The following is a 12,424-nucleotide window of genomic DNA, read 5'->3' on the forward strand; positions in this document are numbered from 1 at the left end:
TAAGTAAATCTTAAATAAATCTTAAGTTTAATATTTTTAAAGGATGGTGCTAAAAATGTCTATACAAAAACTTCTAAGTAAAGCTCGCAAGGCTATACATGATTTTGATATGATACAAGAAAATGATAAAATTGCAGTTGGACTTTCTGGTGGAAAAGATAGTTTGACTCTACTTCATATACTTAAAAGCTATCAAAGATTTTCTCCACAAAAATTTGAATTGATAGCTATAACATTAAATACTGGAGGTATTGATAATTCTCCATTAGATAAATTATGTAAAGAAATAAATGTGCCTTTTTATGAATTTCAAACCGACATAAAAGAAATTGTATTTGATATAAGACAAGAAAAGAATCCTTGTGCATTATGTGCTAATTTAAGAAGAGGTGCTTTGAATGATAATGCTAAAAAACTTGGATGTAATAAAGTAGCTCTTGGACATCATAAAGATGATGCAATTGAGACATTTTTAATGTCTATGTTTTATGAGGGAAGAGTAAATTGTTTTTCCCCAAAGACATATCTAGATAGACAAGATTTAACTGTTATAAGACCTATGATTTACATAGAAGAGTATATGACTAAGAAAATTTCAAAAGATTCTAACTATCCTATTATAACAAACCCATGCCCTGCAAATGGTCACACTAGAAGAGAGTACATAAAAAATCTTATTGCTAATTTAAATAAAGAGATGCCAGATTTTAAAAGAAATGTATTTGGTGCTCTAAATAATTCTGAAAAATTGTTCATATGGGATAAAGATAAGATAAAAAATTTTAAATAGTAATTAAATTTTTTACATAAAAAAGCAAGATTGTATTAATTATAAAAAATACTTATATAACCTTACACAATCTTGCTGTATTTTTATTTCTTATCTGTTATGTCTTTTATATATATTTCAATAGTTATTAACAGTATTTATTTTATCTAATACACTAATTATAACTTAAATATTTTGTATCTTAATTTAATCTATTTTTACAGCATATACCTCTTTATATTTTAACAAATAAAATAACATTTCATAAATATTTCATATTAGATTATAATGTTAAATTCTATTATCTCTGGTATATTAAAAAATCTAAATGGTAACTTTGTACTTCCAAGACCTGAACTCACATATAAATGATTTCCATTTATATTATAAAATCCTTTAGTGTATTTCCTTCCATATGGAGGGGTAACCAATGCTCCCTTAATAGGTAATCTTATTTGACCACCATGACTATGTCCAGATAAAACTAAATTCATTGCATCATTACTAAGCATATCTACTAAATCTGGTTCATGTGCTAATAATAAATTAAAATTCTTATTATCCGTTTGACTCTCCAGATGTTTTATATTAGGATTTCCATTTAATATTTCATCAACACCTAATATATTAATATATTTCTCATCTTCTAATTTTATTTTTTTATTTTCATTTATCAAAAGATTGAAGTTGGAATTTTTCATAATCTGCTTATAATATCTAGGAAACTTATACATATAATCATGATTGCCGAATACTGAAAATTTTCCCAACCTAGCATTCATACTTGATAAAATAGTTGTAATTTCATCTATATCTGGATTTTTATTGGAATAATCAATTAAATCGCCAGTAAATACTATTATATCTGGATTTAAAGTATTAATCTTATTAGCTACTTTTTTGAGATTCTTAGTTGAATAAAAACTACCTATTTGAGTATCTGAAATTTGAACTACTTTTATACTTTCAGATTTACTCTCCCTTTTGTCATTTTTTATCAATGCTCCATTTTCACTTATATTATATTTTTTCACAATTAATAGACTCGGTTCTATCGCAACTGAGTATATAAAAATCAAAATAAATATCAATATAAAAAATCTTAAAAAAAACTTAATTTTTGAATTCAAAATATCTACCTACTTATTTATTTTCTTAAACTATTTGTATTACAGACTCAACTTTGTTCATTTTTCTGTCATGCATTTTTGGCTTATTAGCTGAAAACCATTTATATGTTGCTGTAAGACCTTCTTTTAATAACACGTTTGGTATATAAAGTCCATGTTCAATAAGCTTATTTATATCAAGATTAAAGTCTATATTTCTAAATGGGAAATATGTTCTTTCTCTAAACTCTACTTTTTCCATATCTACATACTTTATAATAGGTTCTTTACCAATAATTTCTCCACATGTATATATAAGGTCATCCCAAGAAACTAACTGTGGATTTGTTACATTATAGGCCTCTCTTACATGAGGGTTTTTCATTATGCTTTCTAATACCTTTACTAAATCCCCAATGTATATAAATTGATTACTCACTTGTTTTCCTTTTGGTACTGGTATCTTTTCATTTTTTTCTATTTTTTCAAAGAAATAATACTCTCTATATAAATTATTATTTTCACCATATATATAAGTTGGTCTAATAATTATATATGGTATAGGACTATTTATAACAAAATCTTCTGCTTCTTTTTTATTTAATCCATATTTTCCCCAGTTTTCATTTTCACCTTTCTCATTTTCTTCTTTTATATTTCTTCCACTATATTTATAAACTGCTCCTGCTGACAATACTATATACTTTTTTAAGCTGTCTATGCTTATAAAATCAATAAGATTGCTTATATCTTCTTTTGTATATGCCGTCATATCATATATGTAATCATACTTTCTTTCCGTGATAATGTTTTCCATATCTTTGCGAACTTTTCTATCACAAATTAGATGTTCTTTAAAACCCTTATAATCTATTTCCTTTTTACCATTTGTAAGTATATCAACTTGATACCCACATTTAATTAAACGCTTAGCAAGTGCAGAACCTATGAAGTCGCTTCCACCCATAATTAAAATAGATTTCATTTCAAGTGCATCCTCCTCTTTTTTAAATGACTTCCTTAACTATAATATCATATTTTTAAATATGCTACACCATTTTGTAATATTTTTGTCTATAAAAGATATTTATAGCAAAATATCTTTTATGGAGTCTACACTTTCGACAATATAAGTAGGTTCGCTTTCACTAATCTCTTCAAAAGAACCATACCCATACAACACTCCGATAGAATCTACACCTATTTTCTTAGCTCCAATTATGTCATATTTTCTATCTCCAACCATAATAACTTTATCTTTATCTTTTATATTACATAAATCTAGTACATATTGTATAACTTCATTTTTATTCACTCTTGTACCATCAAGATTGCTACCCGCTATATATTTAAAATATCTATCTATATCAAAATATTTAAGTATAGTTTCTGCGAAAACTGTCGGCTTGGAAGTTGCTAATAGTAATATTTTACCATTTTCATAAAGTATTTCTAATGTCTCTTTTATATTCTCATAAATTTTATTTTCAAATATTCCTTTATCAGCAAAATATTCTCTATACTTTTCAACAGCTTCTGTAGCCTTTTTATCTTCAAATTTATAATATTCTTTAAAAGTATCATGTAAAGGCGGTCCTATAAATTGTTCCAAATTGTCCAAATCTTCTTCTATGCCAAAGTTATTTAAAGAATATTGAATAGACTTTGTTATTCCTTCTTTAGGGTCTGTAAGTGTTCCATCCAAATCAAACAATATTATTTCATATTTTTTGTTCATATTTAACTCCTCCATATTTATAAAAGTTAATATCTTATATCTTAAGTTTATCAATTTTAAAAAGCTATAGTAATAGAAATTTCTAATACTATAGCTTAAGTTCCAATTAAATCTTATATATTTATTTTTAAAATAAATTTAAATATCTCTATTTAACTGTTATGGCTGAAACTGGACATCCTTCTTCTGCTTCTTTACATAAATCTTGTAAATCTGCTGGTATTTCTCCTTCAATTGCTACTGAATGACCTTCATCACTCATACTAAAAACGTCTGGACATGTTCCTATACATGCTCCACAAGCTACACATACATCTTTATCAACAAATGCTTTCATACTAAAATACCTCCCCTAAAATTATCATTTTTAATTATTGTTTCCTTACATATTTATCCAATATATTCCAATTTAAACATATATTTATTATTTTATCACTATTGTTTAGTTTATCATAGTATATTCATATCCATTTCTATAAACTTCACTACTTTTCATCCATGATTTTACAGTATATTGTAATCTTAGCTTTTTATTTAAAACCAGTTCATTATCATTATAGTCTTTTATAATATTATTACTTTTCTCCATTGTGAATATAGTAAAATCACCTTCTCCACCAACTTTTATTCTACCTTTACTTCCATGTAAATCGAAAATTTTTGTTGGATATTCAGTTACTTTTTCTATACATGTTTCTAAAGGTATTCCAAGTTCCATAATTTTATTTATAACATTTAAAAGAGAATAATTTACATCTTTCATATTTTTTATATGCATATCAGTACTTATTAAGTCTGGTTCTAACCCTTGTTTTATTGCTTTTTTAAATATTTCAAAATCAAACTGGTCTAATCCATGGCACACATCAAACAAAACACCTCTATTCTTTGCATTTATTACCGATTCTCTTAATGCTCCAGATTCGTCAAATATTCCATTTGTACTATTTCCATATACAGGTGTAACCACATCTCCTTTTCCCAGAATATTCATTACTCCATCTATATATGATGGATGCTCACCTATATATACCACTAATGGTAAATTTAATTTTTTCGCAACTTGCTTTGATTTCTTAATTATATCTATACTATTTTCATTAGATTGAAATTTACTTGCTTTTACTTTTATACCCTTTATCTTTTCTGTATTTTTTTCTACAACAGACTCAACATTATCAAAATTTATAACATCTAAAGAAGTTGATTCATTCAATATATTTAGTCCCTCATTTGTTACATTTAAAAACGAATATACTTCCGTTTTACACTCATCCATATACTTCTTCTTAAAATCATAGTAATTTAAAGGACCAGCTGTACCTGCATCAAATATAACTGTTGAACCTTTTTCAATTCCAATTGAATCAGAATCCATACCTGTAGGTAATTTTCTCTTATAACAATGGGTGTGAACATCTATAAATCCAGGAGCAATATACATGTTATCAGCATTTATTATCTCGAACTCTTTATTTGTAAGTAATTTTTCTTTTCTTATTTTTTCTTTAAGGTTCAATCCAATAGCATATATTTTACCATGCAAAACTAAGATATCTTTTTTTTCAAATTTGATACCATCTGTTGGAGATATTATTGTCCCATTTCTTATAAGTAAATTTTTCATTTATTCCACATCCTAATTACAATATAATTTCTCTAATAGTTTTATTACATAAATAAAATAAGTCTAAAAATAAAAATATTTTAGACTTATTCACTATATTATACTATATTCATTATCTTAAATTAAATAAAAACTTTAGTTTACTTTAAGAAGCAATTAAGTATTTGTTGCTCAGCTTCTTCTTCAGTAAGACCTAATGTCATCATCTTTAGTATTTGGTCTCCTGCAATCTTTCCAATTGCTGCTTCATGTACTAAAAGAGCATCTGGATGGTTTGCAGCAATTTCAGGTATAGCGCTAATTTGAGAATTTCCCATAATTATTGAGTCACATTGAACATGTGCAGAACAAAGAGAATCCCCAATAACGCAAGGATTAAACTTTTGTTTAGAATTATCTTGACCAACTGTACGAGAAACTACTTGAGCAGAAGAGTTTTCTCCTTCTAATATAACTTTCATATTAGATTCTGCAACTTGATTACCATGAGTTAATAATTTCTCAAATATGACTATTTTAGCTCCTTTTCCTAGGTTAGCATCCATTTCCCTTTTAGTTGAATCTACACCTTTAATTTGAATTGTTTCCATCTCACAATATGAATCTTCATCCATATTAACAATAGTAACTGGATTTAAAATTCTCTTTCCTTCTCCATCACCTTCACCATAATGTTTTTCTACATATTTTAAACGAGCTCCTTTATGTAAGAAAAATCTATGTATCCCATTATGTTCACTATCATCACAACCACAGTTATGTATACCACACCCAGCAATTATAACAACATCTGCATTTTCTCCAATTTCAAAATCATTATAAACCATATCCTGTACCCCAGCTTCAGTTACTATTACTGGTATATGTACATTTTCTCCTTTTGTATTTGGTTTTACTATAATATCAATTCCAGGTTTATCAGTTTTAGGAACTATAGTTACATTTTCAGTTGAATGTCTCTCTATTCCTTGCCCATTTTTACGTATATTATATGCTCCTAATGGAGTTCCACGAAGTTCAGCAACTTTTTCTAAAAGATTTAAATCTATTTTGTTCATTTAATTTGCCTTCCTTTCTAATTAATTCATATCTTTCATTAATTCACAACTTGAATTAACTTGGCACATGATTTCAGGTAATATAGCATCTTTTGTTCCATGGCTTTTTACTGAACCATCTTGTAGAACAATTATTTCATCGGCTAACTCTAATATTCTTTCTTGGTGAGAAATTATAATTATAGTCTGGTCAGACTCTTCATGTATTTTTTTAAAACTTTCATTGAGCTTTCCAAAACTCCAAAGGTCTATTCCTGCTTCAGGTTCATCAAATATAGAAACCTTTAAATCTCTAGCAAAAAGAGTTGCTATCTCGATTCTTTTCATTTCTCCCCCAGAAAGAGAGTTATCAACTTCACGATTTAAATAGTCTTTTGAGCACAATCCAACATCTGTAAGATATTGACAACATACATCAGTAGACAAGGGTTTTCCATGAGCAAGTGTAAGTAGATTTTCAACTGTCATACCTTTTATTCTTGGTGGTTGTTGAAATGCATATCCTATTCCTTTTTTTGCTCTTTCTGTAATACTAAGATTTGTTATATCTTCTCCATCTAAAATTATCTGACCATTAGTGGCTTTTTCAATTCCCATAATAAGTTTAGCAATTGTAGATTTTCCTCCACCATTTGGACCTGTGATAACAATAAGTTTTCCTTTTTCAAATGAAAGGCTAACATTATTTATTATTCCTAGCTCCTCATTGTTAGACTCAACATTAAAGGAAAGATTTTTTATTTCAAGCATAATACCCCTCTTTTCTGTAAAATATTACATTAATATCCATTCTTTTATTATATCAGTACTTTTTATATATCAGCAACTCTCAGGAGATAAAATATGTATTTAAAAATAAAAGAGATGAGTTTTACACTAACCCATCTCAAAAATTTAGTATTATCAAATTATATGTATTTAGGAATTAACCTTCTATATACTCTAGTATTATTTTTTGATTATCTTTTAACATAATCTCTTCTTTTTTAGATTCTATTCCATTCTTTTTTATCTTTACCTCAGCCACAAAAGCATCATTGCCTTCAACCATTTCTAATAGTTCATAAGCTTTTTTGCGTCCTATTTTAGTTGCTATATCTTTTAGTACTGCCATTTTCTTAAACATTTTATCACCTCTACTCAAAATTTACAATTGATTTTTAATTATATAACTCTAGTCTTATACTAGTTTATAATAATTATTGTCTCTAATTATATCAGATATTGAGTAAATTTAATACTTTGTAAAATTATTTATCCTCTCTAACCAAATAATCATTTCCATCTTGGTCTTTAAAAGAAAACATTCTTCCATAAGGCATTTCCATTAATTCCCCAACTTCAACCTCGTTATTCGCCATTTGCTCATAAGTACCATTAATATCTCTTGTACTTAAAATTATTGATGGATGAGATATGTCTACTTCTTTATTTTGCTTCATCATTAAACTTTTATCATATAATACAAATGTTGTAAATTCATTTTTACTTGGTGCTACTTCTATCCATTTCATATTTGGACCCATTTCCTTTTCATAAGTCACCACAAAGTTCAATTTTTCTGTCCAAAACAATTTTGCATCTTCTTGATTATTTACATAGAGAGTTATTTTTCCTATTTTATTTATCATAACAATACCCACCTTTATTATTAAATAAATACCTAATATTTTTTATATTTAATAATATACCCATATATATTATTTTCTATAGATATATATTTCTAATATTTATCGCCAAATTATGTAATTCTCCACAATATATAATTTATAGTATCCATATTATTATAGACTTTATTTATGTAATTTAATCAGTTTATATATCACACTTATAATTATGATAATATCTACATAAAAAATCACTCCTAAATAGAGTTTTCTATCCAAGAATGATTTTATATATTCTATGCAACTTTGTGTTTTAGCCACTTTGTTCCTCTTAATCTTAAGCAATATAAAGTCCCTCTAACAAGCCAATCTGTATACATACCTATCCAAATTCCTAACACTCCAAATTCTAATACAACCCCCAGTACGTAACCTGTAAAAATTCTAAAAATCCACATACCTATTACAGCAGTCATCATTGTATATCGAGTATCACCAGCTCCTTTTAGACCTGCTGACAATACAAAGGATATAGGCCATATTACCATAGCTAAACAATCACTTCGAATCAATTGTGTTGATATGTTAATTACACTAGCATTTTGAGTATACATACTTGAAATCCATGGTGCAATTGGTATAAATATAGCTCCTACCACAAATAAACAAATTGTTGCAAATTTAGTTAAATATAATAAAGTACTCTTAGCTCCTTTAATATCTCCACGTCCTATATATTGACCTACCAAAGTTGTAGCAGACAAAGCTAAAGCATTCCCAATTACATTTATGATAGATGCAATTGACATTCCTATAGCATTGGATGCAATTGCTGATGTTCCCATAGTAACTATAAATACTTGAACAATCAATTTCCCTGCATTAAAAAGTAATTGTTCAACTCCTGCTGGTATCCCTATATTAAATATAGACTTTTGAATTTCAACATCAATCTTAAATGGAAATATTTTACCTATAGATATAAATTCGTTTCCTTTAAATAAAGCTCTCACAATGACTATACATCCAATTATTCTGGCTATAGCTATAGAAATAGCTGCACCTGTTATACCATAAGATGGTGTTTGTAGATTTAGTCCTAGAGAGCTTAAATCAATACCATATATAAGTATATATCCTAATGTTACATTTACTATATTCATAAACATAGTCACATACATAGGTTTCTTTACATCTCCACACCCTCTTAGAATACCATTTGCTATTTGTTGCGTAGCAATAAATGGATATGTGAATAATGTAAACTCTATGTATAATTTCGCATTTGATTTTACCAATTCTTCTGCTGAACCATAAAACAAATTGATTACACCTGTTCTAAAAATCCACATTAATATTGTTATTGTAAATGATAATATTACTCCAGATACTAGAGCCTGCTTAATGGTTTCATTCACCTTCTCATTATCTTTTTTCCCTATTTGTTGAGCCACAACAACAGTAGCCCCAACAGATAATGCAGCAAATACAGATATAAATATATTGTTTATTGAATCAACCATTCCAACTGCAGATACAGCTTCTTCCCCAATATGACCTGCCATCATTGTATTAAATACCCCTAAAAGCATGACAAATGTCTGCTCTATCATTATAGGAATTGCTAATTTTATAACATTTTTCCTTATAAACATCCCTATTCCTCTTTTCCCTCTTTATATAAATTTAAATTTTAATTAGTTTATCTAACTGTAAATTGGCAATGCAAAATTTAGAATTGTATTTTCACCATTATAATATACTGTACTCAAATAATATAAATCTTTTTAATATTATTTGAACACAGTACATCTTTATAATCATTTTATGTTTATTATTTTTTATGGATACTACATTTTAAACATTTATTAATTTAATATAAATATTTTCAACTATTATTAAGAATAGCTATATTTCGTTAATATTGTATCACTATTGTGTAGCAATAACAATAAGCATATCTTAATATATTTATCTATTTTCTATAATATTATTTAATTATTCAAAACTTAACTATTTCTTCAATATATAAAATCTTATACCATATATGTAACAAAATCACATCAATTTAAATATTGTATTTTATAGACTAATTTTAGGATGTGATAATTTGGTTAATTTAAATGCAAATAATCTAAATGTAAATATGGTTTATCCTATTTCTTCCACAGCACCCATACGTTTCAGAAGATATACTGTTTCATATTTAGAAAACATGGAAAATATTTATTTAACTATAGCAACATACTTTGATACAATTGGTTTAGGTACAATGAATATCGACAAAGTTTATGGTCAATGGGCTTGGTTCATTGATAATATATATGACTTGAATCTATTTGTTTTTGTAGGAAATTATCCTTATCAAATTGCTAAAAATAGATATGACACATTTGTAGATATTTTACCAGTAGCTATTACTTCTATTGTCAATGGAGATAGAATATTTTTAGCTTCAAATCCTTGTTTATTGAATTCAAAAATTACAGTTAGATTTATATCCAGCCATCCTACGCTTAATAGAACAGTTGATTATGGCAGTATTAGAGATTTTATTTTTTAACACTATAACATGATGTGCTATTAAAAAACACCATAAATTTAATGGTATTATTAAATAGTTATAATATTTTTAGTTAGCACATCATGTCTATCTATTACAAATTCATAATATTATTTTAGTTAAGATAAATATTATATGTTTAGTTACTTATATATTCTTATTTACCTATCTTCTCGGTTCTATATCCTATTTCTTTATTGGCTAACTTATATCCTTCCTGTATCATTTCTTCTCTTGTTAATGCACTACCTAATAAATTATCAATGCTCAATTGTTTTCTATCACTAAAATACTTGTCTAACAATGATTCTTCTATGTCTTCCTGATATGCTAAATTTCCTTCATGCATTATATATTTTACATTAAATCCCTCTTCATTTAATACTTTTCCCACCAAAATACTTCTGTGGCATCTTATAGGTTCTTGCATAGCACCCAATAAGACTATCTTATAACCCATTTGACATCCTTTTTTTAATCTTTCTATTCCTTTTAAAAATATATCTTCATTTGCCACCTTCTCAAAATCTGCATAACCTTCTTGTGTATATACATTTTTATTGGCTCTTTTTGCTCCAAATTCTTTTCCCATGTATATATATACAAATCCAGAATTTCTAAGAGATTCGTTGAATACCTCTCTATTGTATTGAATATTATATTTAGAATATGGAGTTTCTCTAATGTCAACTACACAATTTATATTATATTTTTTTATCATATTAATAAGCTTATCAAATGGATAGTTTGAGTGTCCTATTGCGAATATTTCCATGAAAATACCTCCTATTCTTTAAAATCAGTATCTATTTATATATACCCGATTTATTTAAAAACAAATAAAGCATTACTTTAAATACTTTATATAGGTTTTAATTGATACTTTATATTTTTCTACTTTATATCCTTAACGAAAATATACAACTTTATATATAAAATATCAATATTTATGTATATTTTGTATATTAAATACAATTATTTATAAATTTTTTAATAAAAATTCATAAATAAGACATTTCTAGTGGATTCTAAGAATAAAAAAAGAAGCTCTATCTCATTAATTAGATAAAGCTTCTTTTTTTATTCTTATTTATACTTTGTAAACCTATTATAATGCACGTTTCACTGGTATCTGAACTTCTGTTAGCCAATCTTCTTCATGCTCTTTATTCCATATACCATCTATATAAGATTCTCTAGGATTTCCAATCACTTCATATTTATTATCCTCTATCCATTTAAATGCATCTGCATAAGTTTTTCCTAATGTTGAATATGGACCATTGTGTAATATACAAACTGCATTTTCGATTTCATCTAATTCTTTGAATTTTAATATATCGGTGTCTTCTTTTAAGCCATTTATAGCTTGACACATCTCAACATCCATATTGGTCTCTCTATATTCGCCATCATGATATATATTGAAACAATAATCTGGAACTGCACATTCACACCCCGTTTTCATCATTTCTTCAGCCATTACATTTGGAAATAAATTGAAAAGTTCATCATACCCCTTTAATACTTTTCTCATAGAAGCAACTTTAACTTTTGGTAAAGACTTAATAATTACATCATTCATATTGACTTCTCCTTTCAAATTCATAAGGTAGTTACGTAGTTTAATAAGCTTATATTCTTCACTTTTAATTACATCTAACATTTCTTTTTCTTTATTCATTAAAATATTTTCAACCTCTTCAGGATTTTCTACAGCTTTTTTTATATCAGCTAACGATAAACCCATTTGTTTTAAAGTTATTATCTGATGTAATTTAGGTAATTGCTCAGTTGTATAGTACCTATATTTTGTAAATTCATCTACATATTCTGGTTTTAACAAGCCTATATCTTCATAATACCTTAATGTCTTTGTAGTTATTTTATTTATTTTAGAAAACATTCCTATAGAAAACATCTCATCACCTGCGCATTAGATTTGATTAATTT

The 12,424-nt window shown here is 26.7% G+C and carries 14 protein-coding genes; 2 read left to right on the top strand and 12 right to left on the bottom strand.

Annotated features, from left to right (window positions below):
- Nucleotides 1-55: 55 nt before the first annotated feature.
- Nucleotides 56-790, top strand: a complete 735-nt coding sequence (locus KGF39_RS01335; protein ID WP_227820901.1) for an ATP-binding protein — start codon at nt 56-58, stop codon at nt 788-790.
- A gap of 257 nt (nt 791-1,047) precedes the next feature.
- Here KGF39_RS01335 and KGF39_RS01340 read toward each other — a convergent pair whose 3' ends face one another.
- The 10 genes from KGF39_RS01340 to KGF39_RS01385 form a co-directional block, all read right to left on the bottom strand.
- Nucleotides 1,048-1,803: a metallophosphoesterase gene (locus KGF39_RS01340; RefSeq protein ID WP_227820902.1), complete on the bottom strand. Its 756-nt coding sequence runs from the start codon at nt 1,801-1,803 to the stop codon at nt 1,048-1,050.
- A 121-nt stretch (nt 1,804-1,924) separates the two neighbouring features.
- Nucleotides 1,925-2,863 (bottom strand): SDR family oxidoreductase, encoded by a 939-nt coding sequence (locus KGF39_RS01345; RefSeq protein ID WP_227820903.1) that lies wholly within the window; start codon nt 2,861-2,863, stop codon nt 1,925-1,927.
- A gap of 102 nt (nt 2,864-2,965) precedes the next feature.
- On the bottom strand, nt 2,966-3,616 hold the full coding sequence (locus tag KGF39_RS01350) for an HAD family hydrolase (protein WP_227820904.1): 651 nt from the start codon (nt 3,614-3,616) through the stop codon (nt 2,966-2,968).
- 148 nt (nt 3,617-3,764) lie between these two features.
- Nucleotides 3,765-3,953, bottom strand: a complete 189-nt coding sequence (locus tag KGF39_RS01355) for a ferredoxin (protein ID WP_003422320.1) — start codon at nt 3,951-3,953, stop codon at nt 3,765-3,767.
- Nucleotides 3,954-4,058: 105 nt separating this feature from the next.
- The gene (locus tag KGF39_RS01360) at nt 4,059-5,243 is read right to left on the bottom strand and encodes an amidohydrolase family protein (protein WP_227820905.1); all 1,185 of its coding nucleotides are present in this window, start codon (nt 5,241-5,243) and stop codon (nt 4,059-4,061) included.
- 140 nt (nt 5,244-5,383) lie between these two features.
- Complete coding sequence (locus KGF39_RS01365; protein WP_227820906.1) at nt 5,384-6,301, bottom strand: SufB/SufD family protein; 918 nt, start codon at nt 6,299-6,301, stop codon at nt 5,384-5,386.
- 21 nt (nt 6,302-6,322) lie between these two features.
- Nucleotides 6,323-7,051 (bottom strand): ATP-binding cassette domain-containing protein, encoded by a 729-nt coding sequence (locus tag KGF39_RS01370; protein ID WP_227820907.1) that lies wholly within the window; start codon nt 7,049-7,051, stop codon nt 6,323-6,325.
- Nucleotides 7,052-7,226: 175 nt separating this feature from the next.
- Nucleotides 7,227-7,427 carry a hypothetical protein gene (locus KGF39_RS01375; protein ID WP_003420681.1) on the bottom strand — a complete coding sequence of 67 codons (201 nt, stop codon included), beginning with the start codon at nt 7,425-7,427 and terminating at the stop codon, nt 7,227-7,229.
- 124 nt (nt 7,428-7,551) lie between these two features.
- Nucleotides 7,552-7,932 (bottom strand): VOC family protein, encoded by a 381-nt coding sequence (locus tag KGF39_RS01380; protein ID WP_227820908.1) that lies wholly within the window; start codon nt 7,930-7,932, stop codon nt 7,552-7,554.
- 272 nt (nt 7,933-8,204) lie between these two features.
- Nucleotides 8,205-9,563, bottom strand: a complete 1,359-nt coding sequence (locus KGF39_RS01385; RefSeq protein ID WP_227820909.1) for an MATE family efflux transporter — start codon at nt 9,561-9,563, stop codon at nt 8,205-8,207.
- A gap of 455 nt (nt 9,564-10,018) precedes the next feature.
- On the opposite strand from KGF39_RS01385, the gene KGF39_RS01390 reads away from it, so the two are divergent.
- Nucleotides 10,019-10,471: a staygreen family protein gene (locus tag KGF39_RS01390; protein WP_054275457.1), complete on the top strand. Its 453-nt coding sequence runs from the start codon at nt 10,019-10,021 to the stop codon at nt 10,469-10,471.
- A gap of 157 nt (nt 10,472-10,628) precedes the next feature.
- Here KGF39_RS01390 and KGF39_RS01395 read toward each other — a convergent pair whose 3' ends face one another.
- Nucleotides 10,629-11,246, bottom strand: coding sequence for a DUF488 family protein (locus KGF39_RS01395; protein WP_054275458.1), 618 nt, complete (start codon nt 11,244-11,246; stop codon nt 10,629-10,631).
- Between the two features lie 333 nt (nt 11,247-11,579).
- Nucleotides 11,580-12,392: a MerR family transcriptional regulator gene (locus KGF39_RS01400; protein WP_227820910.1), complete on the bottom strand. Its 813-nt coding sequence runs from the start codon at nt 12,390-12,392 to the stop codon at nt 11,580-11,582.
- Nucleotides 12,393-12,424 lie beyond the last annotated feature (32 nt).

It is taken from the genome of Clostridioides sp. ZZV14-6345, from assembly GCF_020657775.1.
GTDB classification, from domain to species: Bacteria; Bacillota; Clostridia; order Peptostreptococcales; family Peptostreptococcaceae; genus Clostridioides; species Clostridioides difficile_D.

Excerpts from the sequence above, each read along its gene's own strand:
- KGF39_RS01335 (WP_227820901.1), top strand. The coding sequence starts at position 56 with ATGTCTATACAAAAACTTCTAAGTAAAGCTCGCAAGGCTATACATGAT.
- KGF39_RS01375 (WP_003420681.1), bottom strand. The coding sequence starts at position 7,427 with ATGTTTAAGAAAATGGCAGTACTAAAAGATATAGCAACTAAAATAGGA.
- KGF39_RS01350 (WP_227820904.1), bottom strand. The coding sequence starts at position 3,616 with ATGAACAAAAAATATGAAATAATATTGTTTGATTTGGATGGAACACTT.
- KGF39_RS01380 (WP_227820908.1), bottom strand. The coding sequence starts at position 7,932 with ATGATAAATAAAATAGGAAAAATAACTCTCTATGTAAATAATCAAGAA.
- KGF39_RS01400 (WP_227820910.1), bottom strand. The coding sequence starts at position 12,392 with ATGTTTTCTATAGGAATGTTTTCTAAAATAAATAAAATAACTACAAAG.
- KGF39_RS01395 (WP_054275458.1), bottom strand. The coding sequence starts at position 11,246 with ATGGAAATATTCGCAATAGGACACTCAAACTATCCATTTGATAAGCTT.
- KGF39_RS01345 (WP_227820903.1), bottom strand. The coding sequence starts at position 2,863 with ATGAAATCTATTTTAATTATGGGTGGAAGCGACTTCATAGGTTCTGCA.
- KGF39_RS01370 (WP_227820907.1), bottom strand. The coding sequence starts at position 7,051 with ATGCTTGAAATAAAAAATCTTTCCTTTAATGTTGAGTCTAACAATGAG.
- KGF39_RS01360 (WP_227820905.1), bottom strand. The coding sequence starts at position 5,243 with ATGAAAAATTTACTTATAAGAAATGGGACAATAATATCTCCAACAGAT.
- KGF39_RS01385 (WP_227820909.1), bottom strand. The coding sequence starts at position 9,563 with ATGTTTATAAGGAAAAATGTTATAAAATTAGCAATTCCTATAATGATA.
- KGF39_RS01355 (WP_003422320.1), bottom strand. The coding sequence starts at position 3,953 with ATGAAAGCATTTGTTGATAAAGATGTATGTGTAGCTTGTGGAGCATGT.
- KGF39_RS01365 (WP_227820906.1), bottom strand. The coding sequence starts at position 6,301 with ATGAACAAAATAGATTTAAATCTTTTAGAAAAAGTTGCTGAACTTCGT.